This window comes from Peribacillus simplex, from assembly GCF_900156045.1.
Taxonomy (GTDB): Bacteria; Bacillota; Bacilli; order Bacillales; family DSM-1321; genus Peribacillus; species Peribacillus simplex_D.
In genome coordinates, this window is sequence record NZ_FTMX01000004.1 from 487673 (window position 1) to 512829 (window position 25157).

The window sequence follows — 25157 nt, forward strand, 5'->3', positions numbered from 1 at the left end:
GATAGAAGCGATTATTGAAAATACGCATATGGGTACCTGCAGAAATCAGCTAAGGCATTTTGGATCTCCATGCAATCTGGGAATAGGGCATTTTATGAGGAAATTTGCATATAATCGAAGGGAAAAAGAGTTATTTAGTCCTGTGTGATAGTTGAAATTGGAAAACCTTTCCGGTAACATATAAAAAGAATCATATAATAGGAGGTTGTCCATTGGCTTTACAAATTAAAGAAGTTACGAAAAAATTCGGGGAATTCACTGCTGTCAACAAGCTTGATTTAACTATCCCCGAAAAAGAAATGTTCGGCTTTTTAGGCGGGAACGGAGCGGGGAAAACGACTACGTTCCGAATGATACTCGGCCTGCTTGACCCGACTGAAGGGGAAGTGACCTGGGATGGTAAAAAAATCGATTATACCACCAGTTCATTGATTGGCTATCTTCCTGAGGAACGCGGACTATATCCAAAACTGAAGGTGCGCGATCAAATTGTGTATTTGGCTAGATTAAGAGGGATGAACAAAAGGGATGCTTTGAAAGAATTGGAGTATTGGCTGGACCGCTTTATGGTTCCCGAATATCTCGATAAGAGAGTTGAAGAGCTTTCAAAGGGAAATCAGCAAAAAATCCAGCTAATCGCATCCATGATCCATAAACCTGAATTACTTATCCTTGACGAACCCTTCAGCGGCCTGGATCCCGTAAATGTGGAAATACTGAAGAAAGCCGTCATCGACTTAAGGGACAGCGGTACGACAATCGTTTTCTCTAGCCATCGCATGGAGCATGTTGAGGAGATGTGTGAGCATCTTTGCATCATGCATAAAGGTTCTCCTGTTGTGGCTGGAAAATTAAAAGAAATCAAGCGTTCTTTTGGTAAAAAGAATGTGTCAATTAAAGCTGATTTTGATTTATCCTTTTTGGATAATTATTCAGGTGTAACAAAAGTAAAGAACACGATGGAAGGAAAAATTCTTCAAGTCACTGGTGAAGATGTGGCTGAGAACATGATTCGTGATCTTGTTCCAAGAGGTTTCGTCAGGAAGTTCGAATTGGAAGAACCATCGCTGACGGATATTTTCATTGAAAAAGTGGGTGCCGTCTATGAATAACTTTTGGATTGTCCTTTCCCATACATATCTATCAAAATTAAAAACGAAATCCTTTATCATTTCTACAATCATTATGATGGCCCTGATTCTTGTCCTTACGAATATTTCGAATCTTATTGATAAATTCGACAGTGATGATCAGGAAAAGGTTGCCGTCATCGATCAAACTGAAGGTAGCTTATTTGATTCTTACAAAAAAGCGGTAGCAGGTGTGAACGATGACCTATCGATTATATCCGCCCAGGATGAAAAGGAAGCGGAGAAAATGGTCAACGCGGAAGATATCGTTGGGTATTTGTTAATCGAAAAGGATGAAACCGTCGGCTTCAAGGGAACGTATAAAGCGAATCAAATTTCAGATTCTGCGGTAAGTAATGATTTGCTTTTAGCGCTTACCCAATTGAAGGGTCAAATAACTGCGAAGGAATTGAAGTTGACAGAGCAGCAAATCGCACAATTGAATACGCCGCCAGCATTTGATACGATTGCGCTTCAGAAAAATGCAAAAACGGAAGAGGATCTCAATCAAGCACGCGGTCTCGTGTATGTGCTCCTATTCGTCATTTACTTCGGTGTATTGATGTATGCAACGATGATTGCAATGGAAGTGGCTACAGAAAAAACATCACGGGTCATGGAAATCCTGATTTCAAGTGTCCCGCCAGTAACACAGATGTTTGCCAAAATAATGGGTGTTGCTTTGCTTAGTCTTACGCAAATGATTTTATTTTTTGGGGTGGGCTATTTCTCGATTAAACAAAACTTGACAGGTATGGATGAAGGATTCTTTTCATTTTTCGGTTTCGGAAGCACCGATATCTCAACTATCATTTATGCAATCATCTTCGCTTTGCTTGGTTATTTTCTTTACGCGACTCTTGCGGCATGCCTTGGGTCCGTTGTCAGCAAAATTGAAGATGTCCAGCAAATGATTTCACCGATGACCATGTTAGTCGTCATTGCATTCATGATTGCGATGTTTGGACTGGGGAATCCGTCAGCGAGTTATATTACGATTACATCATTCATTCCATTTTTCACGCCTATGATCATGTTCTTGCGCGTAGGGATGCTTGAAGTTCCATTCTGGGAAATCGCCATCAGCATTGCTGTGTTGATCTTAACCATTGTTTTACTTGGAATTATCGGAGCAAAAATCTATCGTGGTGGAGTCTTGATGTACGGAAGCTCAAAATCACTGAAAAGCATCAAGAATGCCTTGCAACTATCAAAGAAAAATTAACATGCAGCCTGGATCCTTCATTTCCGATGGAGGTATTCAGGTTTTTTACTAAGTTAATAATTTCAATTTATGAAAAAGGAATGAAAAGCAACATAGATATAAAGGAACATTAGTATATTCCAGTTAGGCAACCACGATTAGGAGTGAATTATTATGAGCAATCTGGTAACGTTGACGATAGCTTCAGAAGCGTTTCTCTTGCTATCCTTCATCATTATTATTTTATCAAGCAGGAATCTGAAAATGAATGTTCTTCTCTGGGTCATCCTCCTCATAATTGGAGGTGCACCGCTTCTATATTTAGCCATTGATCATGTGAAAAACGATTATATGGATGCAAATATCGGGTTGGGCCTCGCCTTTATGTTTACCTGGATATATAGCGCTGTAGCCTTTATCATTGCCATCATTCTTTTAGTGAAGAGGAAAAGGAATAATAATATTTCAAAAGAACAGTAAACATTACATTTTGGAATCGTAAATTAAATGAAAATAAAAAGGCTGAGGATGCATGAGTATCCTCAGTTATTTTTAATGAGGTTCGGAATGCTCTCACTCAGAACCAGGAATGTTGATTTTCTCTCCAGGCACTCGCTTCCGCGGGCGGTCCGGGAGCCTCCTCGACGCTTCGCGCCTGTGGGGTCTCCCTTGGACTCGCTTTTCTAAGAAGGAGTCTCGCACCTTCCGTTCCAATCAACTTATTCAGATAAAAACACTTTTGTCTAAAAAAGGGTGCCGAAGTAGCTCACCCCGAATCCTTTTTTAATTGTTTGTCCTTCATGTTTTTTACCTTTTTATACGGGGTGAAACCTCATTAGATTGAAAAAATTTTCGACACACCTGTCGAAAAACTGGCTAGCCGAGACACCACAGTCGCTTGCTTTGATGAGGCTTGGCAGAAAGTCGGCTTCTGAAATCAACTGAATATTGTTTTTCATCAGTGTTTATATGTTAACTGGTTGAATAAAACTTACTATCCTTTTCTTAGGCAAATAGGTTCTTGGCGGTCTATGTCCTTGATAGTACAACTCATAAAATGTCCGTTTCTTAGCTTAAGAATAGAAAACATTATTAAACGAATAGTAATAAATAAGGAACATAAATTTTTTTCTTTGCATAGGGTAGTAGGGTATGGTATATTAATTTTCGAGGAGGGATGAGAAATGGATGAAATGTTGAATGGTAAAGATTCTGTGAATGAAGAAGAATGCTGTACGACCTCTTCCCACGGCCGAAAGAGTCATCACTCAGAAGCAGTAAAAAAGAATTTAACGACCCGGTTGAATCGAATTGAAGGTCAAATTCGCGGTATAAAGGGTCTTATTGAAAAAGATACGTATTGTGATGATGTGATTACCCAAATAGCAGCTACACAAAGCGCGATGAATAGTGTAGCCAAGATATTATTAGAAGGCCATCTAAGGAATTGTGTGGTCGAACGCCTGAATGAAGGGGATACAGAGGTTATAGATGAAGTGCTCGTAACGATACAAAAATTAATGAAAAAATAAAGGAGTAGAGGTTGAAATGGAAAATGTAACATTGAGTGTAAGTGGAATGTCTTGTGGTCATTGTGTGAATGCAGTTGAAGGGAATGTAGGAAAACTTGCAGGCGTTGAAAGCGTAAAAGTGCATTTGGACGCAGGAAAAGTAGATGTAGCGTTTGATAAGGAAAAAGTATCACTTGAGAAAATAAAAGAAACAATCGATGATCAAGGCTACGATGTCGAATAAGTCATGTGAGTGCTGTTAAGCACTTTTTTTTACAAAAAAATATACCCCATAGCGGTATAGGAAGGCGGGGATGATGTGAGCGGCCAAACAAAAGAAACAACCTTGCAGATTACAGGTATGACTTGCGCTGCCTGTGCTAACCGGATTGAAAAAGGGTTAAACCGAATGGAAGGCGTTGAGGAAGCCACCGTTAATTTGGCTCTTGAGAAATCTGTCATTAAATATGATACGGAAAAATTAAGCAACAAGGACTTTGAAAAGAAAATTCAAGACCTTGGCTATGATGTAGTAAAAGAGAAAAAGGAATTTACGATTACGGGCATGACCTGTGCTGCCTGTGCTAACCGAATTGAAAAAGGGTTAAATAAGCTGGATGGAGTAAGCATGGCCAATGTGAATCTTGCGCTCGAAAATGCGACAGTCGAATATGATCCTTCAGAGGCCTCCCCAGTTGACATCATTCAACGGGTGGAGAAGTTAGGGTATGGGGCGATCATCAAGGAAGAAAACCAGGAATCCGCGGATTTCCGTCAAAAAGAAATTCAAAAACAAAAGAATACATTCATTTTTTCGGTCATATTATCATTTCCATTGTTATGGGCGATGGTAAGCCATTTTAGTTTTACTTCGTTTATCTATATGCCTGATTTCCTCATGAATCCTTGGGTGCAAATGGCATTCGCCACCCCCGTGCAATTTCTGATTGGAAAGCAGTTTTATGTTGGGGCTTATAAAGCCTTGAAAAATAAAAGTGCCAACATGGATGTATTAGTCGCAATGGGAACATCCGCTGCCTATTTTTACAGTGTTTATCAGGCGATCATCTCGATGGGATCCCATCACAATACGGTACAACTTTATTTCGAAACTAGTTCGATTCTTATCACCCTCATTCTCTTAGGGAAGCTTTTTGAAGCAAAAGCAAAAGGACGTTCCTCTGAGGCCATCAAAAAATTGATGGGGCTTCAGGCCAAAACGGCACTGGTGTTAAGGAACGGGGAAGAACATGAAATACCACTTGAGGAAGTCATCGTGGGAGATACGATTTTGGTGAAGCCGGGTGAAAAGATCCCTGTCGATGGAGAGGTAGTTGAAGGGAACTCTGCCGTTGATGAATCCATGTTAACGGGTGAGAGCATTCCGGTGGATAAAACAAACGGGGATACTGTGATCGGTTCAACATTAAATAAGAATGGTTTTCTCAAAATGAAAGCGACAAAGATCGGAAGGGATACAGCTCTTTCCCAAATCATAAAAGTGGTCGAAGATGCCCAAGGGTCCAAAGCTCCGATTCAACGTCTTGCTGACCAAATTTCCGGTGTCTTCGTTCCCATTGTTGTCGGAATCGCCCTGTTAACTTTTCTGGTTTGGATGATATGGGTTAACCCTGGAGAATTCACACCAGCTTTTGAAGCGATGATTGCAGTGCTAGTCATAGCCTGTCCATGTGCTTTAGGTCTGGCCACTCCCACATCCATCATGGCAGGATCTGGTCGGGCCGCTGAATTCGGTATTTTATTTAAAGGCGGGGAACACTTGGAAACCACACACCATATAGATACGGTCATTTTGGATAAAACGGGAACAGTGACAAATGGTACCCCCGTGTTGACCGATGTCCTCATCGAGAACGGTATGGAAGAAGAACAGTTTTTATCTATAATCGGCTCAGCTGAAAAACAATCTGAACACCCGCTTGCGCAATCAATCGTTCAAGGAATTCAAGCAAGACAGATATCAGTTGCTGCGATAGAGGAATTTGAAGCGATTCCTGGATACGGCGTGAGAGCTGTAGTGGATCAAAAAGTGTTATACGTCGGAACGCGTAAGTTGATGAAGCAAAATAACGTGGATATTACTAAGGCCTCGACAGCGATGGAAGCATTTGAAGAGCAAGGGAAAACAGCAATGCTCGCTAGCATTGATGGGGAATATGCAGGACTCATTGCCGTTGCCGATACGATAAAAGATACCTCGCTAACGGCGATTAAAAGGTTGAAAGCAATGGATATCCAGGTCATCATGATAACCGGGGATAATCAAAGGACAGCAAATGCCATCGGCCATCAAGTGGGCATTGACCAAGTGATTGCAGAAGTCCTTCCTGAAGGGAAAGCGGAAGAAGTGAAAAAACTGCAGGCCGCAGGTAAAAGAGTGGCAATGGTCGGAGATGGGATAAATGATGCTCCAGCGCTGGCATTGGCCGATATAGGAATGGCTATAGGAACCGGGACGGACGTAGCCATGGAAGCCGCCGATATCACTTTGATCCGGGGGGATTTGAACAGTATTGCAGATGCAATCCTCATGAGCCGGAAAACGATGCGGAATATCAAACAAAACCTTTTCTGGGCTTTTGCCTATAACGTAATCGGGATACCAATTGCTGCAATCGGACTGCTTGCCCCCTGGTTGGCTGGTGCTGCCATGGCTTTCAGTTCTGTATCAGTCGTATTGAATGCACTTCGCCTTCAACGTGTAAAGCTCTAAAGATCATGTAACATATAATGAAGGCATTTGTACTGACTTAATATAACCAGCCACGAGCGTTTGGATTTTCATTCCAACAAATAAAAGCCGATGATTCCTTGGCAAGTGAATTATCGGCTTTCATCTGGAATAGCCGTGCTTTTATATGTTTATAGCGACTCCTAAATGATGTTCCTTCATACTTTCGGTTGCCAAACCGCTTATTTTAAACAATAAAATACATAATCCGTTGGTGCGCCACGCTCGCCTTGCTGATGGAGCATCGCTGAAACATTACCGCGATGATAGGTCCCATGATTCACTACATGATGGATGAGGTCGGCAAGTATAAACTCACAAGCCCCCATTTTGGGATGTTCGGTCACAATGGTCCGTTCAAGATCAGGCTGAGAAGTAAAAAAATTATCATAATCCTTTGCAAGTTCATCATAGGAGGATTCAAGTTCAAGTATTGAGAACCCGTCCACTTCTTTCCGCCGCTGTTCAACTTTCTTAAAAGTATCTTGAACGGTGCTTCCTTTCATTATCTCCAACCAGGTAATATCTGTTGCGTAAAGGTGAACAAGGACTTCCTTGATGGATGGAAAGACACTTTTTATCGTGTCGCCATAGACTCCGTCCGGTAATTGTTTTAGGTTTTGGAACACTTGCTGATTAGCCCACACGTGGTAATCATACATTTTCCTTGCACGGTTCATTTCCATTTTTTCACTCCTTCAATTGTTACATATCCTTTTCGACATAATTTAAAAAATACCTCTATAAAAAATAACGGTCATCCTTTAAAGAAAATTACTTTTTTGATAAGTGAATAAATTGGTTTTTTACCAAAAAGTCCTTGTTTATAGAAATTTTTCATATGGCAGCCTTTTTACTGGACCAGTCTATTAAGTTTAGTAAGACAAGCAATAAAATAAAGTTTAGTAGAGCCTAAATAAAAGAAGTAATGGGCTAGACACTTGACTATTTTGTTACCCATTTTGAGGCATTAGTTCAACAATATAAACATTATTTCGATTCGATAAAGTTTTTTAGAAGGTATCTGATAATTTGTCCATGCCAATGCCTCGTTTTATACATACCATGATAGAAGATGCCATCCTACTACTGTCATTAAGTTGATTACCATCAATGTTGCGTTCACCACTGTTAGAATGTCTATCCACTTTAAGATAGTAGTAGAGCCAAAGTAAATGATTAAGGGTTTCCTCAAGTAGGGAATCCACAGACATGAAGTAAGGGTAAAAGGTGATATAAAATAAAAAAGAAAAAACGGTTGGATATGTAACCAATAGTCATTCAGGGATGGAAAGCATAAACTAGCGAATTAATTTGTTAGAAAAATAGAACCGTCAGCCATCGATAACAAGCGGTTTTTATTCTTCAACTGTCGGGCTAATTTTTGGAATCTAAGAGTGTGCAAGTTCGCTTTATATGAAATTATTGTTAATAATTATAATAACTCTTATCGAGAGAGGTGGATAAAAATGAAAGCAGATGCCGTTTTTGAAGGTGGGGGGGTCAGGGGAATTGCTTTTATTGGAGCGATTCAAGCAATGGAAGAGGAAAAAGTAGAATGGGAGAGACTTGCTGGGACATCAGCAGGAGCAGTAATCGCAGCTCTTTTGGCTAGTGGCTATAAAAGCCATGAAATTAGAGAGCGGTATAGTGAAATCAACTACTCAAAGATTCGAGGCAGGACATTTCTGAATCGAATTCCCATTTTGGGCTTCTTTTTGGAACTTATGGTTCATCTTGGGATTTTCAAAAACGACTATTTGGAAAAATGGGTGGATTCTCTTCTTTCAGAAAAAGGGATTAAGACATTCGCGGATCTTCCAGATGGAAAGTTGAAGATAATTGCGTCGGATGTTTCGAATGGAAAGATGCTTATTTTGCCAGATGATTTGGTACGCTATGGTATGTCACCTGCTGATTTAAAAGTTTCAACTGCCGTAATGATGAGTGCCTCTCTGCCATTTTTCTTCCGTCCGGTTATCTGGAAATCAAAAGACCGGAAAAAATCCTACATTTTAGATGGTGGTTTACTTAGTAACTTCCCAATATGGATTTTCGATACAGATAATCCTCGCTTTCCAACATTCGGATTCCATTTTGTGAAAGATGAAGTTAACATAGATCCGGTTATACCAACGCCAATCCACCTTTTCAAAAATATATTTAAAACGATGCTTCAAGCCCATGATTTACGACATATGAACGAAGAAACGATTGAACGCACGATTCAAATTCCTACTGGCGGCATCAACGCAACGGACTTTGAACTGAATGAGGAAGAAATCGACTTTCTCTATCAATCAGGCTATACTTCTGCAAAAGAATTTTTGTCTAAGTGGGATTTTGAACAATATAAGCTCAAACGGATGCAAAGAGTAAAAAATAAGTAGGAGAATCATTACGCTATCGTTTCAAAAGGGTGAAAGAGGGGGATGAGGAGCTGTTACAACGGCTCTTTTTCTTTTTGAACTAACGATCAATAGTTGAATATGAGGCATAGAGGTCTTGAGCATAAAAGCACTAAGTGGAAAGACGAAATCATAAAAAATTAACATGAGATATTATTTTAGAATTTTTTTAATGAATAAACGGAAATAAATGAATAAGAACTTCCTTACCGGATTCAGGAGATGGATCAATCGAATAAATCGTTTCCGCTATAAATTATGAACAGCCTCAAGGAGCAGAGACACTGTGAGGAACGGATGATGAGCCAGCCTTTCATTCCTCTTTTAAAAATGCAGTTAAAAAATATAGTTATAATAATGAAATCAGTATTCCGGGTGCATATCAGGAAGTAGTGGCAATGCCATTAACCATCTAGGCTTCCATTAAGATTTAATAATACCCATAGAAAAAGTGGATTCAGTAACACCAAGCGAAAAATTAATGTCCCACTTATCTAATAAACAATATACTGCTTTATCAGGTACGTCTATGGACGTCACGCATGTATCAGGAGAGCTTGCTTATCTTATAGAAAAATAATAAAAAACGTCTCTAAGCCTTTCGGTAGCAAAGCTAGAGATGGAAATGGATCGTTGGGTAAAGTTTGCTAAGATTTTACTCTCAAAAAAAGCGGTCTCTCAATTTTTCCCACTTGGCATAAAACGTTTACTAGGAATATAATCCTAAAAATAAGAATAAAGATTGACAATCACACATCCTCATAATACGATACTTTACAGAATAAAAAGAATTTTCTTTTTATATTTTTTTGCCACAAAACAAAAACCGAGTTTTATATTATAAAACAACAACAACAACAACAACCTCCTTGTATATACATATTCTCCAAGCGTGCAATTTGGTTTTTTCTAATTTTGGAAGCGCTGCCAATTACGGCGTTTTATATAACAAGGGGGGATAAGGTATGGAAGCAAGAATGGAAACAAAGCAAGAAAAGCCATTGAATATTGGCCGGAAATTTCGCTGGACCGTCGTCATCTGGTTATTGATTGGGGGAATAATCAATTATCTAGACAGGGCCAACCTCTCCATAGCAGCTCCCGAAATGATGAAGGATCTCGGACTAAGCGTGACCGAAATCGGGTTATTGGGAACTTTTTTTTCTTGGAGTTATGCATTAATGCAGCTTCCTTCCGGCTGGCTGATTGATCGGTTCGGTACCAAAAAGGTGTATACAATTGCGCTTATTTGGTGGAGCGGTGCGACCATTTTAACCGGAGCCGTTCATAAAATGAGTTCATTTATTGCTGCACGGATTTTACTTGGAGTGGGAGAAGCACCGTGTTTTCCGACGATGGCTAAGATCACTTCATATTGGTTTCCTAAAAAGGAACGAGGCTTGGCAACTGGAATTTGGGATTCTTCGTCCAAATGGGGACCAGCCATCGCACCGCCTATTCTCGTTTTCATCATGGTGACTTTTGGGTGGAGGGCGCTGTTTTATATAACGGGTGTGATCGGCATCATCTTCGCGATCGGTTTTGTTATTTTTTATAAAAATCCTGAAAAAAGCCAAAAACTTTCCAAGGAGGAATTTGATTACATTAAGTCGGAAGGCGGCGGAGTGGAGCAAGGCATTCAATCATCAAAAATAAAATGGGGTTCGTTATTTAAATATCGAAGCGTGTGGGGGATGATTCTGGGCTTCTTCTGTACCATTTGGATCTGGAATATTTTCCTTGTCTTCCTTCCCCTTTATTTGTTTGATGTCCATCATGTCTCACTTAAAGAAATGGGTATATATGCGGGTATTCCTTGGCTTGGCGGAATCTTTGGCAATATTTTCGGAGGATATCTTACTAAAAAATGGGTGGACAAGGGAATTACTACACCTATTAAAGCAAAGCGTGCCTTAATTAGTATATGTGCCATCTCGGCCGCTATCGTTGTATGTGCAGTTCCACTTGTCAAAGGGCTCGCTATTACCTTAACATTACTGACCCTCGCTCTTTGTTTTATTTCTGCCATTACAGGCAGTGCGTGGGCACTTGCCGGTGACATTGCTCCTCCTCCCATGGTTGCTTCCGTCGGCGCAATTCAGAATTTTGGCGGTTATTTTGGTGGAGCCTTTTCCCCTGTTGTGGCCGGCATGATAGTGGATGCAACTGGTTCTTACTCTCTTGCCTTTATATCCGGCGGTTTAATCGCAGGATGCGCCGCAATCTGTTATTGGTTCATTGTAAAACATCCTATTCAAGAATAGGGTAACCGAGGAGGACATAAATTGATGCCAAAAGTCTATATAGCAAGACCAGTACCGGCCGAGGTAGAGGCTTTTATTTCGAAGTATTGCCAGTATGAAAAATGGAACGGCCCTGAACCAATCACCAGAAGCCAGCTGTTTAAGGAAATTTCCGATGTGGATGGATTGCTCATCACTGGAGAAAAAATAGATGATGAATTTCTGGACCATGCACCATGTCTAAAGGCTGTCAGCAATATCTCGGTAGGCTACAACAACTTTGATCTAGAAGTAATGAAAAAGAGAAGCATAATCGGTACCAATACACCTGAGGTTCTCAATGAAACTGTGGCTGATTTAGCTTTAGCGTTAATGCTCTCAGCAGCCCGCCGTATTCCGGAATTGGACAAGCTTGTAAAGGATGGCAAGTGGGGAAATAAAGGTGATGAACCCCTCTTTGGCGTTGATGTTCATGGAAAAACATTGGGCATCATCGGTATGGGGAGAATTGGGGAATCTATTGCAAGACGAGGCAAATTCGGTTTTAACATGGAAGTTTTGTATCATAATCGGCGAAGGAATTTCGAAGTGGAGGAAACGCTCGGTGCAACCTACTCCTCTTTAGAGCACCTTTTACGGGTATCCGATTTCGTCCTTTTAATGGTCCCTTATACTCCGGAGACGAGGCATCTTATGGGAGGGGAGCAATTCGCACAGATGAAAAAATCCGCTATCTTTATCAATACATCCCGCGGTCAGACGGTGGACGAAAAAGCCCTCATTGAAGCACTGCAAAATAAGGAAATCCTTGCAGCCGGTTTGGATGTATTTGAACAGGAACCCGTATCGCCCGACAATCCGCTTTTAGCCATGCCGAATGTGGTTACCCTGCCGCATATAGGCTCAGCTACTTATCAAACACGATTTGATATGGTCATGCTTGCGGCGAAGAACCTCGTTGCAGCGGTTACGGGAAGGCAGGTAAGCAATGTTGTCCCTGAATTGAAAGGGTTTCAGTCACTAAAATAGTAAAAAATCATTATCACAGCGAAAATATTAGGTTGTCCATGACAACTTAAAAGAATCGTTGATATTTTAAAACTCATACCATTCATAAACTTAGATGAGATAGATAGTTTTTTATTAAATGCAGGACATAAAACAAAAATTCGATTGAATTTGGCATCCATTCAATATGGATGCTTTTTAAATGGGGAGAAAGAATGTGTTCAAAAATGACCCTGAACAATTTGTTCCACGCTACAATTCCAACCAACAAAATAAGACGTTGAAGACTTGTCTAGGAAGTTTTATGTACGATAAACTGTTTCAAAAGGAGGTGTGGATATTACAGAAAAATTTGTCCATGGGCACAAGAAGCATACGAGGTGATTAAGTAAGAGAAATATGCTGCATGAACTACATAGTGACCATTAAAAATAATTCTAAAATAACTCCAGGTGTGCAGTTGTAATGATTCCAAGAATTATTAGTAGAATTAGACAAATTTTTAATATTTAATTTTTTTTTTCATTTCCTAAGTAAATTCAACAGTTTATCTAGTTCCTGGCTTTTATATAATGTTGTTGGGGCTGTAAAACCATATATCATTCCTGTAGATATTAATTCTTTCCTCAATATCTCAATTTTTTCATGTAATTCTTCCATACTCTCCAATGCAGAATCCCTCAAGTACTTTCATTTTTTATTATGAAACCATTATTACATAAATTAGGATGTTTTTAAATAAAAAGTGAGTAATTACTCATAAATTTTTCAGGCATTCGTTAGTCTGATATCGACCATGCTATTATTCTAATTATTCACAGACTTTACATAAACAGATTAAATACTATAAGTTTATTGAAGTTTTTTCATTGTTAAAATAACCCATGGCAGTTATTTGTAACGATTAAATAAATGATTCATGAAGAGAATTAGGATGAAAGACTGTCGGTAAATGTAAAAGTTTGTAGGTCAATGTAATTGTATGAGTGAATCATATCTCTTTTTGTGTTCGATGGGGACCATTAGTCCTGCCTGAAAATTCCTAAATGGGAACTTATTGATTTACACTTCTTCATACACCTTTAAAAATGCCCTTCTATACTTGAACCAGATTCAAATATTAGGAGGGAAAGATCAATGAATAATGAAAGAGCAATGGATGATTTAATTAAGAATTGGAGCGAATTAGGCAAGAACATGGACCGCAGAAACTTTATCCAGGGAGCAAGTAAGCTTGCCGGACTTTCATTAGGTCTTGCCCTTGCCCAATCAATGGGCGGGATTGAAGTGAATGCTGCCCCGAAATTCAGTGATTATCCATTTACTCTCGGTGTAGCTTCAGGTGATCCGCTCTCGGATAGTGTAGTTTTATGGACAAGGTTGGCACCTGATCCGTTGAATGGCGGAGGAATGACAAATGAAGCCATTTCCGTTAAATGGGAAGTGGCAAAGGATGAGAATTTCAGAAAGATTGTCCAGCAGGGCAAGGAAATAGCCAGGCCGGAACTTGGCCACTCCGTTCATGTGGAAGTAAGCGGGTTAAAACCTGACAAGGTCTATTTTTACCGTTTTAAAAGCGGAGGGGAAGTAAGTCAGACTGGGAAAACGAAAACTCTTCCGTCAGTAGGTTCAAGTGTTTCGAGCTTGTCATTCGCGTTTGTTTCATGCCAGCAATTTGAGCATGGTTATTATACGGCCTATAAACATTTGGCAAAAGAAGATCTGGATATTGTCTTTCACCTTGGCGATTATATATATGAATATGGACCAAATGAATATGTTTCATCTACAGGTAATGTCCGTGTACATAGTGGTCCAGAGATCATCACGCTAGAGGATTATCGAAATAGATACGCACAATACCGCTCTGATACCCATCTAAAAGCGGCACACGCAGCTTTCCCATGGGTCGTGACATGGGATGATCATGAAGTTGAAAACAATTATGCAAATGTTATCCCGGAAAAAGGACAATCGGTAGAAGCATTCATCAAGAGAAGGGCCGCCGCCTATCAGGCTTACTATGAGCATATGCCCCTTCGTAAATCGTCTTTGCCTAAGGGAGCGGATATGCGGCTATACCGAAATTTCACATATGGCGATCTGGCCTCTTTCTTTGTATTGGATTCCCGTCAATACCGCGATGATCAGGCAAACGGCGATGGAAGTTCCCCGCAAACGCCTGAGTCACTTGATCCGAAACGGACATTGCTAGGTCCAGAGCAGGAACAGTGGCTAACTGACAATCTATCAAAATCAAATACGAAGTGGAACGTTCTGCCTCAGCAGATTTTCTTTGCACAACGGAATTATGGAACACCAACCGCTCCCAAATTCAGCATGGATTCCTGGGATGGATACCCGGCTGCACGCGATCGTTTAATTGATGTAATCAAAGGAAACAACCTGGAAAATCTGGTCGTGTTGACCGGTGATGTACATGCTAGCTGGGCAGCCAATCTAAAGGCGGATTTCGATGATCCAAATTCAAAGATTTTCGGTGTGGAGTTTGTCGGAACTTCCATCACATCTGGTGGAAATGGAGCGGATAAGCGTGCGGATACTGATAAAATACTAAGTCAGAATCCACATATAAAGTTCTTTAATGATTACCGGGGATATGTCCGTTGCAAAGTAACCCCAGAACAATGGAAGGCTGACTACCGTGTAGTCCCATTCGTGACAGAACCAGGTGCGGACATATCGACAAGAGCATCCTTTGTTTTTGATAAGGATCAAACAGGGCTGCGTAAGGTTGCTTCAGCAGCGGTTATGGAAGGTGTACAAAAAACGAACGAAGTTGAGGAAGATCGGACACGTGCCCATAATCGCGCACACGAAAAACAAAGAATGAAAAAGCAGGGGAAAGTGACGAATTGATAGGGAACCATAATGATGCTTGACAAGAATATGGCGAATAAAAATGAGAAAATCAGAGGAGTGAATAAGAATGCTTTCAAATATAGGAATACCCGGTTTGGTGATTGTCCTCGTGATTGCACTGATTATTTTTGGACCGTCCAAGCTGCCGGAAATCGGCCGTGCATTTGGCCGGACCTTGTCCGAGTTCAAAAGTGCAACAAAGGGATTGGTGAATGATTCAGAAAAAGAGGATGAAAACGAGAATAAAGCTGCGTTAAGAGCTGTTAAAAAAGAGGGATGAATTTAATGGGATAGAGCGGGCGGAAAGACTCGCCTGCTTCTTTTCATGATAGGGTTCGAGGGAGATGCTATTTGCAATAGTGCAAGTAAAATGTCTAAAAAGGAGGAGTGAAGGTGGAAAGTAAGGATTTACACGTTATTGAGCATATGGAGGAACTCCGAAGCAGAATCATTAAAACACTGATAGGTTTTCTGGCTTTTTTCATAGTGAGTTTCATATTCGTACAGGATATTTATGAACTGCTCATTAAGGATTTGGAAGGAAAGCTTGCCGTGCTCGGACCAAGTGAGATCCTTTGGGTTTACATGATTATCGCTGCGGTTTGTGCAATAGCTGCAACGATTCCGCTAGCAGCCTATCAGTTATGGCGCTTTGTGGCTCCAGCGCTGAAACCGGAAGAGAGAAGAGTTACATTTCGGTTCATACCCGGGCTCTTCATTCTATTCATCACCGGTATCTCATTTGGATATTTTGTGTTGTTTCCAATCGTGCTGGGCTTCCTCACTTCCCTATCGGCCGGGCAGTTCGAGATGATGTTCACAGCGGAAAAATACTTTCGGTTCATGATTAATTTGATCTTACCTTTCGGGATATTATTCGAGATGCCGCTTGTGGTCATGTTCCTGACCAGATTAGGCATCATCAATCCAACAGTGTTGAAAAAGTCACGTAAGGTTTCTTATTTCGTCTTGGTTGTCATCTCGATCCTGATTACGCCTCCAGATTTAATTTCGGACATTTTGGTCATCGTCCCTTTGCTTGTGCTTTATGAAGTGAGTGTACAACTGTCCAATATGGTTTACCGAAAAAGGCTAATGAAAGATGAGACGGCATTACCTGTAACGTGAAAGGGCTAATCCACAACCTTATGAAAGAAACATTTCTTAGGAAATAGTCATTGAACACTAAAAGTTGAGAGGAATATCCCTCAACTTTTTTATTGCGGAATAATAATTGATGATATAAATAGGGGAATATACTTTCCATACCTAAACAGTTTTCTTTTCTTTTTTGTCAGGTTTTGATGTCGGACTAAGTCTATTTAAGCGAGATTATAAATAGCCTTCTCCTTGTATAAACCTTTGGGAATTTATTGGAATGCTTATTCATTCAGGTAAACTCAAAGGCTTCTGAACAGCGTTACGTTGTTCAAGAAATCTGCATTGCTTAAATGTTTATATAGTAAACATGAACATTCTCAAGTTTTAAGGAGGATGTTTTATTTTATTTATTAGAAGGAGAGAGGATTCTGGGTAGCGAATTATTGTAATCACTTGAACCAAAATATGCATTCTTCATAAAATCATTCAAAAATAACGAAAGGGAAAAGGTTCGAATAAATGGTTGTAAGAGGTGAATGTGTATCTTATGGTTCAAGTATAAATATATATTTAAGGGGGGAAACATTATCAAAATATTGAACGGGATGGTGAGAAGTTTATGAAGGATTTAGTGAAAATTATTGCAGGAAACATTTCCATGACCTTTGCCTATGCTTATTTAATCGTTCCCAATGAAATTATCAATGGCGGGGTAACTAGCTCGGCATTATTATTGAATGCATTATCAGGTTATAACATTGCCATGCTAGCCAATTTCGTAACAGGATTACTGTTAATCATTTGTTTAGTTTTTCTAGGGAAAGAATACTTTTTCAAGTCGATTGTAAGTTCGCTTAGCTATATGGTTTTTTTCAATTTTTTTTATTCATTGAAGATTAATTTCGAAATAAATATCGCTTTAGTGATTATCATTTCGTCGATTCTGATAGCGATAGGATATTATTTATGTATAACAGCAAATGCCTCCACTGTTGGCTTTGACGTGATCGCCTTAATCTTACATCATAAAAATGAAAAAATAGATATTGCAGCGACAATAAGGATTATTAATCTTTTCGTACTGATATTGGGACTTCTTGTTTACGGTTATACATCGATTGTTAAGGGAATTGCGTTTACATTGCTTTTTTCATACCTTCTAAAGAAAATGCTGGATAGGAAGCAGAATACCGTAAAATTAGCAACGGAAAGTGTGTTAGATGAATCCTCCAAGGTGAAAGAAGTAAAATGAAAAATATTTGAGGTTTTCAGTATTAATGGGCACCTTTTTTATTTGAAAATTTACATTTTGTTATCTAAATATTCTGATTTTTAAATTGACTTTAAAAAAAACAGAGTGTATTATACACATAGTAAGTGGTCCTAACATCATGACGTAGTGATGTTAGATCCGCTTCGAATGTCAAAATAGCCTTAAGGAAGGGGGAATAGGGTGATATAGAATCTTAAGTTCATAGCGTCATCTCCTGTGTTGTTTTTAAAATGCCATGTTTCCAAGTTCCCACTATCTTTGTGAAAGTGTAAAGGACAGGCAGTTGAAAAAGCCTTGTTTTTACATGCAAGTAGCGATTATTTTAGTTGATTCCCCAAAATATTGAAAGTTGGTGGAGGGTATGAAACATCAACAGGAAGAACTGAAACCAGGCCTGAAACAAAGACATTTAACGATGATATCCTTAAGTGGTGTTATAGGCGCTGGTTTATTCGTAGGAAGCGGTATCATTATTGGTCAAACGGGCCCCGGAGCGATATTATCATATGTTTTGGCAGGCTTGATCGTTGTTCTAGTCATGAGGATGCTTGGGGAAATGGCCACAGTGAATCCCAATACTGGATCTTTTGCCGTTTATGCAAGAGAGGGGATTGGTGAATGGGCCGGTTTTACAACAGGTTGGTTATATTGGTTCTTTTGGGTTATCGTCATTGCCTTGGAAGCAACAGCGGGAGCTGCAATCATACACAGCTGGCTTCCTTCCGTTCCCGTCTGGGTCATAAGTCTATCTTTGATTATCCTATTGAAACTGACGAATATTTTTTCCGTAAAATCGTTTGGTGAGTTCGAGTACTGGTTTTCAATCATTAAAATAATCAGTATCATACTATTTTTGTGCCTGGGTGTAGCAGTGATATTAGGATTTATCCCAACGATAAAACCACCTGGCGCTTCCAATCTTTTGAATTTTGGCGGTTTTATACCAAATGGGCTAAGTTCTGTACTTGTTGGCGTCGCGATTGTATTTCATGCATTTGTTGGAGTGGAGATTCCAGCGATTGCCGCGGGTGAAACGAGTGATCCGGTTAAGTCAGTTAGAAGCGCATTGAATAGTGTAGTATGGCGAATCCTGATTTTCTATATTGGGTCCATCGCTATTCTAGTGACATTATTACCTTGGAATTCGGCTTCCCTGCTGAAAAGTCCATTTGTTGCCGTACTTGAAATGATGGGAATCCCTTCTGCTGCCCTGATCATGAATATAGTGATTCTCATTGCCTTGCTTTCTTGTTTGAATTCGGGGTTATATACGAGTTCACGCATGTTATTTTCACTTGCACAAAAGGGCGATGCTCCAAAGTTATTTTCAAAAGTGAGCAAGAACGGTGTCCCTATATTTGCTGTCGTCGGCTCTACATTATTTGCCTTTATCAGCACCATTTTCAGTTATGTCTCACCTGATAAAATCTTTTTCTTTTTAGTGAATTCCTCGGGTGGAGTGGGAATTCTTGTTTATCTGGCCATTGCGGTTTCCCATCTCAGATTAAGGAAGAGAATGGAGAAAGAAAATCCCGGAATTTTCAAGATCAAAATGTGGTTATTCCCTTATTTGACTTATGTAACCATACTTTCCATGATTTCCGTGTTGATATTAATGGCATTTATCGATTCGCAACGTCCACAGTTTATCTTTACCATGCTATTTAGCTTGATCGTTATCTGTTCATTCTTTTTCCTTCGGCGAAAAAGGGCGAAGTATATGGAGAATGAATTAAATATTGTTTCTGGTTCCCCTAATTCTGAAAAACTATAACTTTTGCTCTATACCATTTTAAGGCAATGCTTCATTTACTTCTATGGAACTCCTCAGACAAAATTCTTCAATCACTAATCAGCTAGAATATGATTCCCATAGAAAAAGAGAGTTGTGCCAACAGGTGCTTGGCGCCATCTGTCTTTTAAATCATGAAGGAGGGATTATGTTGAATGGTTTCCGTGTAATGACTAGTGGGGTTATCCTTGGAGCCATGTTGCTGTCAGGCTGCAGCAATTCAAGTGAACCGGACGAGGCTCAACAAGAAAAAAGCCCAGCCATGAATGAAAATCCGGATTCAAATACGGGTGAAACCCAAAATGCAGTGGTTATTAAAAAAGGTGTCGGCGATGTGATTCAATCCATAAACGGATTGGAATCAGAAATAAGTGCGGAGGCGGATTCAGGGGAAATTCAAGAAATGGGCAAAGAGATCAGTTCTACATGGGATTCGATAGAAAAGCAAGTGGAAGATGAATACCCCGATTGGTATGAACGGATTGAGAAAAACCTTTATCCATTAATTGGGGAGTCCGGGAATGCGGATAAGGACCTTGAAAAAATGAAACGTCTCTCTGAGGCTACTCAAGAAGATTTACAGTTATTTTTGGAAAAAGTGAAATGAATTTTTTTTACCCAGGTTGTCACCAGGGGGAATTTATGGGTTTAGCAAGTTTGTGATTTTATAGGGGTAAGGATGAGGAGGGAGCATAGGTTGGAAAGTGCAAAAGAATGCAAAGAGGTTCAGGCAGTGATTTTTGATTGGGCAGGAACTACGGTGGATTATGGTTGTTTTGCACCGGTCCAAGCTTTTGTCGAAATATTCAGGATAAGGGGAATAGATATTACCGTTAAGGAAGCAAGGGAACCTATGGGTTTATTGAAAATGGATCATATAATGGAACTCCTGAAAATGAAACGAATCTCCAATTTATGGATTGCTAAATTCGGGAAAGAACCGGATGAAAAGGATCTAAAATCATTATATATGGACTTTGAGGCTTTGCTTTTTAAGGTTCTAAAGGAAAACGCCAAACCGATACCAGGCGTAATTGAATTAGTCAGCCGTTTAAGGCAGCAAGGAATAAAAATCGGTTCGACGACCGGGTATACTCGTGAAATGATTGATGATGTTAAACCAGAGGCGGAAAAATGGGGCTATCAACCAGATTCCATCGTTGCGTCTAACGAAGTGCCTGCAGGAAGGCCTGCCCCTTGGATGTGCTTTAAGACGGCGATGAATCTCCAAGTGTATCCACTCAGCAAAATCGTTAAAGTCGGCGATACGATCAGTGACATCAAAGAAGGCATTTCTGCGGGAATGTGGACTGTTGCCGTATTGAAAGGCGGCAGTGAAATCGGCCTTTCAGAAGCGGAAATCAATGAAATGGACCCATATGATCTGCAAAAAAGGATGAAACATGCAGAAAATCGTTTTTGGAATGCAGGAGCTGATTTCGTAATTGATGAAATAGGTGATTTATTGGAAATCATCGATAGGATCAATTACAGATTGACAGAAAAAAAGGATATATTTATTGGTTAAAAAACGCTTCAAATACATGAGTTAGTGCCTATGATGGCTAGAGATGTGAAATAAATTCAAAATATTCAATTTATTTATTGACTGTTTCATCAAATGGTAGTATTATACAACTTATAACTGGTACGGACGTCGCAACGTCATTATCAGAAATAACTATAATTAAGGAGAATGTGCTATGGTCGAAACAAAAATGTTAAGAGGAACGAAAGTTAAAATGACACCAAGTGAAGCCATCGTTGAGACATTAGTGGCCGAGGGAGTTAAACATATCTCGGGAATTCTGGGATCCGCTTTCATGGATATGCTTGATTTATTGCCAACTGCAGGCATCCGTTTCATTGGTGTCCGCCATGAACAAAGTGCAGCACATATGGAAGATGCCTATTGTCGTGTCTCTGGTGTTGCAGGAGTTGTCATCGGACAAAACGGACCTGGAATGACGAATATGGTTACCTCTGTTGCAGCGGCCAATCAAGCTCATACTCCAATGGTGGTCATATCACCATCTGCTGGTACACCAACGGTTGGTTGGGATGGATTTCAAGAATGTGATCAGGTTTCCATCTTCAAGGCCATCACTAAGGAAACGGTTAGAGTGACACACCCAGGTCGGGTCGCTGATTGCCTTAGGACAGCATTTCGGATTGCCTATGCCGAGAGGGGACCGGTTTTATTCGATATCCCCCGTGATTACTTCTATGGTGAAGTGGAGGATCAAATACTTCAACCACATCAATATCGCGTAGATGAACGTGGCTGCGGATCTTCTGCATCCTTGGATAGAGCGGCAGAAATCTTAGCTGAGGCTGAGTATCCTGTCATTATTTCCGGTAGGGGAACGGTCGATTCAGATGGTATTGAGGAAATTAAGAATATTGCAGAATATTTAACAGCTCCGGTAGCTGTCTCCTATATGCATAATGATGCCTTTCCTGCAGATCATCCATTGTCAGTCGGCCCAATCGGTTACATGGGTTCAAAAGCAGCCATGAATACGCTTAAGAAAGCGGACGTCATATTGGCGGTCGGTACAAGATTATCGGTTTTTGGAACGTTACCATGCTATGACATTGATTATTTCCCTAAGGATGCACAAATCATCCAAATAGATATTAATCCAAGGCAAATAGCGAGGACACACCCTGTGGAGGTCGGGATCATCGGAGATGCCCGTGAAGCGAGCCATGAAATCTTGAAACGGTTGAAGGCTAATAAACCTAGCCTAAAACAAGAAAAAAAGCGGATGGTCGAGGTAACGAATGAAAAACAAAAATGGGAAGAAGAATTGGTGAAACTTGCGATGATCGAAGGAACCCCGATCAATCCGCGTCGAGCCCTTTTGGAATTGACTAAAGTGTTGCCTGAAAATGCCATCGTTACTACTGATATCGGTAATGTATCGTCAACTGCAAACGCTTACTTAAAATTCAATCAGAGCCGCAGGCATATCGCTGCACTTACATTCGGGAACACGGGATTTGCTTACCCATCTGCACTTGGTGCCAAGTTAGCTGAACCGAACACGCCTGTTTTAGCCATTGTTGGAGATGGCGCGTGGGGCATGAGCTTACATGAAGTGAGTACGGCCGTTGAAGAAAACATACCGGTCATAGCATGTGTGTTCAATAATAATGCATGGTGTGCAGAGAAAAAGAATCAGGTCGATTTTTATAATAATCGTTTTGTAGGGGCGGATATCCAAAATCCTGATTTCGCAGAAGTTGCCCGATCAATGGGTGCTGTTGGTATTAGAGTGGAAAAACCTGAGGAGTTAGGCACTGTCATTGAAGAAGCAATAAAATCAAACAAACCGACTGTCATTGATATACAAGTGGATGGAACACAATTAGCTCCTCCATTTAGAAAAGATGCATTAAAAATGCCTACTAGATTATTAGAAAAATATTCACATTTAGATCATAAAAACTGGGACAAATAATGGTGTGAAAAGGTGATATGACAGGTGCGATGACCTATTTTGTCATCGCACCATCACCAATGAGGTCTGTATCAGCATGGGAACTTAACTTAATTGCGTTCAATGAAAAATAAGGGGGGTTCAATTGTGAAGATGGAAACTGAAACGAAAGACCTTGTTCAAATGGATAAAGACCATTTATGGCATGCGATGCATCGCTATAATGAGAAGGATGCTCCCATGATGGCTACAGAAGGATCCGGTTCATGGTTCACAGATACTAAAGGTGATAAATATCTAGATGGGGTTTCAGGTTTATGGTGCTTGAACCTGGGTCACGGGCGAAAAGAGATTGCGCAGGCAGCCTATGAACAAATGATTAACTTATCTTATTTCCCTTTAACGTTAAGCCATCAGCCGGCAATCGAATTATCTGCAAAAATAAGCGAACATTTAAAGGGCTCCTATACAACGTTTTTTACGAACAGCGGCTCTGAGGCGAATGAGACAGCTTTTAAAATAGCCAGGCAATATCATTCCCAAAACGGCAATCAGGGTAAATACAAATTCATCTCAAGGTACAGAGCTTATCATGGCAATACTTTTGGCGCGCTAAGCGCAACCGCACAGGCAAATCGGAGAGTGAAATATGATCCTGCAGTTCCAGGCTTCCTGCATGTGCCTCCACCGTATAGTTATCGGAGTCCGTTTGGGGAAAACGTTGAAAACTCAGATTTGCTTGCAGCTGAATATATCGATCAGGTCATTAATTTTGAAGGGGCTGAAACGGTAGCTGGTGTTATTCTTGAACCATTCATCTCTGGTGGCGGTGTCCTTATTCCTTCGAAAGAATACTTAACGAGGGTTTCGGAAATCTGTAAGAAGCATGATGTTCTTTTAATTGTGGATGAAGTGGTTTCAGGTTTCGGAAGAACTGGAAAAATGTTTGGGTTCATGCACTCCGATGGGGTTCAACCGGATATTGTTACAATGGCAAAGGGGTTGACCAGCGGTTATCTTCCCCTTGGAGCAACGGCGGTGAATTCGAGGATTTATGAGAAATTCAAAGAGAACGGAAAATTAAATCATTTCAGGCATGTGTCAACATATGGAGGCCACCCTGCATCTTGCGCAGTTGCGCTAAAGAACATTGAAATCTTGGAAAATGAAAAAATCGTTCAACGTGTATCTGAGCTTAGTGAATCGACACTAAGTGAGCTCTTTGAATTGACAGCCCTGGATAAAGTAGGGGAAGTTCGGGGAGTCGGGTTTTTATATGGCATTGAATTAGTGGAAGATAAAAAGACAAAAACGCCTGTTTCCGATGAGTTCATGGGTAAAATAATCGGGGCTTGCAAGGAAAAGGGTCTTATCATCGGCCGTAATGGTGATACAGTTCCTGGATATGGAAATGTATTGATCATTGCACCCCCTTTATCTTCGACCGTTGAAGATCTACGCTTTGTCATAGAAACGGTTAAATCCGTTTTATATCAATTATGCTAATAAAAATAGATGATTGAGCTTTAGGGACAATATATAGAGACGAAAAATGAAGATGGGCATGATATGTCTAACCGTTATGACATCCATGTCCATTTTTTCATGGTGGGTCTAATAGGGGGAAAACTGGAGAATCCGAAGTAGGAGGAAATATGCAATCACAACATAGGTTATTGGTGGTTCTTGCACATCCCGATGATGAGTCATTCCTGTGTGGCGGTACCATTGCCAAAATGTCTGAACGAGGTGTTCATATTACATTACTATGTGCGACAAAAGGTGAAATGGGCAGGCGCATGGGAAATCCCATCATTACAACAAGGGAGGCATTGCCTAAACTAAGGGTAGAGGAGCTAAAAAGAGCTTGTGAAGAATTGGGGATAAGCGACCTGCGATTTTTAAACGTAAGGGATAAAACGATTGAATTTGAAAGCTTCGATTTATTGGCGGAGAGAATCGTAAAGGTGATTCGTGAAGTTCAACCGGATGCACTAGTAACATTCCACGGGAAATATGGGGGGCATCCAGACCATTGTGCGATAGGCCGTGCTGCCGAATTTGCTTTTCTAAAATCCGGTGATCCCAATTTTTATCCAGATCAAGTATTTTCAGCTTTTAAGGTTCAAAGTCTGTACTTTGTCCTTTGGCATGCTTTTTATGATGAATGGATAAAGGAAAACGGGATGAGCAGTATCACAAGAGTGAATATAGCAGGGACTTTACAGAAAAAGATCCGTGCCTTAAGGTCACATCGTTCCCAGACCCTGGCCGTTTCTGAATTGTGGGGGAATCAAAATCCAAGCTTGCCTTTTTTAAAGAAATCCGAGTGCTTTATCAAAGGGAATTCACCCACCAATATAGAAGAAACCGATTTTTTTCAAATGATTGAAAGGTTGGGATGAT

21 protein-coding genes are annotated in these 25157 nt (G+C 40.3%); 19 read left to right on the forward strand and 2 right to left on the reverse strand.

Going from position 1 to position 25157, the window contains the following annotated elements:
* Window positions 1–212 precede the first annotated feature (212 nt).
* From BW986_RS16590 to BW986_RS16615, 6 genes are all read left to right on the forward strand, one after another.
* Window positions 213–1112 (forward strand): ABC transporter ATP-binding protein, encoded by a 900-nt coding sequence (locus BW986_RS16590; RefSeq protein WP_076368955.1) that lies wholly within the window; start codon window positions 213–215, stop codon window positions 1110–1112.
* Window positions 1105–2355, forward strand: coding sequence for an ABC transporter permease (locus tag BW986_RS16595; RefSeq protein WP_076368956.1), 1251 nt, complete (start codon window positions 1105–1107; stop codon window positions 2353–2355). Before BW986_RS16590 ends, BW986_RS16595 begins: the two co-directional genes overlap by 8 nt.
* A gap of 153 nt (window positions 2356–2508) precedes the next feature.
* The gene (locus BW986_RS16600) at window positions 2509–2814 is read left to right on the forward strand and encodes a hypothetical protein (protein WP_076368957.1); all 306 of its coding nucleotides are present in this window, start codon (window positions 2509–2511) and stop codon (window positions 2812–2814) included.
* A gap of 713 nt (window positions 2815–3527) precedes the next feature.
* A complete protein-coding gene (locus BW986_RS16605) occupies window positions 3528–3866 on the forward strand; it encodes a metal-sensitive transcriptional regulator (RefSeq protein WP_230303800.1) in 339 nt (112 codons plus the stop codon).
* 16 nt (window positions 3867–3882) lie between these two features.
* Complete coding sequence (gene copZ / locus BW986_RS16610; protein ID WP_076368959.1) at window positions 3883–4089, forward strand: copper chaperone CopZ; 207 nt, start codon at window positions 3883–3885, stop codon at window positions 4087–4089.
* A gap of 75 nt (window positions 4090–4164) precedes the next feature.
* A complete protein-coding gene (locus tag BW986_RS16615) occupies window positions 4165–6579 on the forward strand; it encodes a heavy metal translocating P-type ATPase (protein WP_076368960.1) in 2415 nt (804 codons plus the stop codon).
* A 200-nt stretch (window positions 6580–6779) separates the two neighbouring features.
* Here the strand turns inward: BW986_RS16615 and BW986_RS16620 are convergent, their stop codons facing one another.
* The gene (locus BW986_RS16620) at window positions 6780–7283 is read right to left on the reverse strand and encodes a DinB family protein (protein ID WP_081395661.1); all 504 of its coding nucleotides are present in this window, start codon (window positions 7281–7283) and stop codon (window positions 6780–6782) included.
* 783 nt (window positions 7284–8066) lie between these two features.
* On the opposite strand from BW986_RS16620, the gene BW986_RS16625 reads away from it, so the two are divergent.
* The 3 genes from BW986_RS16625 to BW986_RS16635 all read left to right on the forward strand — a co-directional run bounded on the left by BW986_RS16625 (window position 8067) and on the right by BW986_RS16635 (window position 12277).
* Window positions 8067–8987 (forward strand): patatin-like phospholipase family protein, encoded by a 921-nt coding sequence (locus tag BW986_RS16625; RefSeq protein WP_076368961.1) that lies wholly within the window; start codon window positions 8067–8069, stop codon window positions 8985–8987.
* A gap of 983 nt (window positions 8988–9970) precedes the next feature.
* Window positions 9971–11269 carry an MFS transporter gene (locus BW986_RS16630; protein ID WP_142244645.1) on the forward strand — a complete coding sequence of 433 codons (1299 nt, stop codon included), beginning with the start codon at window positions 9971–9973 and terminating at the stop codon, window positions 11267–11269.
* Between the two features lie 21 nt (window positions 11270–11290).
* Window positions 11291–12277, forward strand: coding sequence for a 2-hydroxyacid dehydrogenase (locus BW986_RS16635; protein WP_076368962.1), 987 nt, complete (start codon window positions 11291–11293; stop codon window positions 12275–12277).
* Between the two features lie 501 nt (window positions 12278–12778).
* Here BW986_RS16635 and BW986_RS16645 read toward each other — a convergent pair.
* The gene (locus tag BW986_RS16645) at window positions 12779–12916 is read right to left on the reverse strand and encodes an aspartyl-phosphate phosphatase Spo0E family protein (RefSeq protein WP_081395662.1); all 138 of its coding nucleotides are present in this window, start codon (window positions 12914–12916) and stop codon (window positions 12779–12781) included.
* 477 nt (window positions 12917–13393) lie between these two features.
* Between BW986_RS16645 and BW986_RS16650 the strand changes: the two genes are divergently transcribed.
* The 10 genes from BW986_RS16650 to BW986_RS16695 all read left to right on the forward strand — a co-directional run bounded on the left by BW986_RS16650 (window position 13394) and on the right by BW986_RS16695 (window position 25156).
* Window positions 13394–15136 carry an alkaline phosphatase D family protein gene (locus tag BW986_RS16650; protein ID WP_076368964.1) on the forward strand — a complete coding sequence of 581 codons (1743 nt, stop codon included), beginning with the start codon at window positions 13394–13396 and terminating at the stop codon, window positions 15134–15136.
* Between the two features lie 70 nt (window positions 15137–15206).
* Window positions 15207–15419 (forward strand): twin-arginine translocase TatA/TatE family subunit, encoded by a 213-nt coding sequence (locus tag BW986_RS16655; RefSeq protein WP_063233420.1) that lies wholly within the window; start codon window positions 15207–15209, stop codon window positions 15417–15419.
* Between the two features lie 146 nt (window positions 15420–15565).
* Window positions 15566–16267: a twin-arginine translocase subunit TatC gene (tatC, locus tag BW986_RS16660; RefSeq protein WP_397222494.1), complete on the forward strand. Its 702-nt coding sequence runs from the start codon at window positions 15566–15568 to the stop codon at window positions 16265–16267.
* A gap of 592 nt (window positions 16268–16859) precedes the next feature.
* Window positions 16860–17492 (forward strand): YitT family protein, encoded by a 633-nt coding sequence (locus BW986_RS16665; RefSeq protein WP_076368966.1) that lies wholly within the window; start codon window positions 16860–16862, stop codon window positions 17490–17492.
* 382 nt (window positions 17493–17874) lie between these two features.
* The gene (locus BW986_RS16670; protein ID WP_076368967.1) at window positions 17875–19287 is read left to right on the forward strand and encodes an amino acid permease; all 1413 of its coding nucleotides are present in this window, start codon (window positions 17875–17877) and stop codon (window positions 19285–19287) included.
* A gap of 166 nt (window positions 19288–19453) precedes the next feature.
* Window positions 19454–19912 carry a hypothetical protein gene (locus BW986_RS16675; RefSeq protein ID WP_076368968.1) on the forward strand — a complete coding sequence of 153 codons (459 nt, stop codon included), beginning with the start codon at window positions 19454–19456 and terminating at the stop codon, window positions 19910–19912.
* Between the two features lie 90 nt (window positions 19913–20002).
* The gene (phnX, locus tag BW986_RS16680; RefSeq protein WP_260320874.1) at window positions 20003–20833 is read left to right on the forward strand and encodes a phosphonoacetaldehyde hydrolase; all 831 of its coding nucleotides are present in this window, start codon (window positions 20003–20005) and stop codon (window positions 20831–20833) included.
* Between the two features lie 175 nt (window positions 20834–21008).
* On the forward strand, window positions 21009–22772 hold the full coding sequence (gene xsc, locus BW986_RS16685) for a sulfoacetaldehyde acetyltransferase (protein ID WP_076368970.1): 1764 nt from the start codon (window positions 21009–21011) through the stop codon (window positions 22770–22772).
* Between the two features lie 132 nt (window positions 22773–22904).
* Window positions 22905–24257, forward strand: coding sequence for an aminotransferase (locus BW986_RS16690; protein ID WP_142244664.1), 1353 nt, complete (start codon window positions 22905–22907; stop codon window positions 24255–24257).
* A 149-nt stretch (window positions 24258–24406) separates the two neighbouring features.
* Complete coding sequence (locus BW986_RS16695) at window positions 24407–25156, forward strand: PIG-L deacetylase family protein (protein WP_076368971.1); 750 nt, start codon at window positions 24407–24409, stop codon at window positions 25154–25156.
* Window position 25157 lies beyond the last annotated feature (1 nt).

Coding starts and splice junctions, on each gene's coding strand:
- BW986_RS16595 (WP_076368956.1), top strand. CDS start 1,105: ATGAATAACTTTTGGATTGTCCTTTCCCATACATATCTATCAAAATTA.
- BW986_RS16600 (WP_076368957.1), top strand. CDS start 2,509: ATGAGCAATCTGGTAACGTTGACGATAGCTTCAGAAGCGTTTCTCTTG.
- BW986_RS16605 (WP_230303800.1), top strand. CDS start 3,528: ATGTTGAATGGTAAAGATTCTGTGAATGAAGAAGAATGCTGTACGACC.
- copZ (WP_076368959.1), top strand. CDS start 3,883: ATGGAAAATGTAACATTGAGTGTAAGTGGAATGTCTTGTGGTCATTGT.
- BW986_RS16620 (WP_081395661.1), bottom strand. CDS start 7,283: ATGGAAATGAACCGTGCAAGGAAAATGTATGATTACCACGTGTGGGCT.
- BW986_RS16625 (WP_076368961.1), top strand. CDS start 8,067: ATGAAAGCAGATGCCGTTTTTGAAGGTGGGGGGGTCAGGGGAATTGCT.
- BW986_RS16630 (WP_142244645.1), top strand. CDS start 9,971: ATGGAAGCAAGAATGGAAACAAAGCAAGAAAAGCCATTGAATATTGGC.
- BW986_RS16645 (WP_081395662.1), bottom strand. CDS start 12,916: ATGGAAGAATTACATGAAAAAATTGAGATATTGAGGAAAGAATTAATA.
- BW986_RS16650 (WP_076368964.1), top strand. CDS start 13,394: ATGAATAATGAAAGAGCAATGGATGATTTAATTAAGAATTGGAGCGAA.
- BW986_RS16655 (WP_063233420.1), top strand. CDS start 15,207: ATGCTTTCAAATATAGGAATACCCGGTTTGGTGATTGTCCTCGTGATT.
- tatC (WP_397222494.1), top strand. CDS start 15,566: ATGGAGGAACTCCGAAGCAGAATCATTAAAACACTGATAGGTTTTCTG.
- BW986_RS16665 (WP_076368966.1), top strand. CDS start 16,860: ATGAAGGATTTAGTGAAAATTATTGCAGGAAACATTTCCATGACCTTT.
- BW986_RS16670 (WP_076368967.1), top strand. CDS start 17,875: ATGAAACATCAACAGGAAGAACTGAAACCAGGCCTGAAACAAAGACAT.
- BW986_RS16675 (WP_076368968.1), top strand. CDS start 19,454: ATGTTGAATGGTTTCCGTGTAATGACTAGTGGGGTTATCCTTGGAGCC.
- xsc (WP_076368970.1), top strand. CDS start 21,009: ATGGTCGAAACAAAAATGTTAAGAGGAACGAAAGTTAAAATGACACCA.
- BW986_RS16690 (WP_142244664.1), top strand. CDS start 22,905: ATGGAAACTGAAACGAAAGACCTTGTTCAAATGGATAAAGACCATTTA.
- BW986_RS16695 (WP_076368971.1), top strand. CDS start 24,407: ATGCAATCACAACATAGGTTATTGGTGGTTCTTGCACATCCCGATGAT.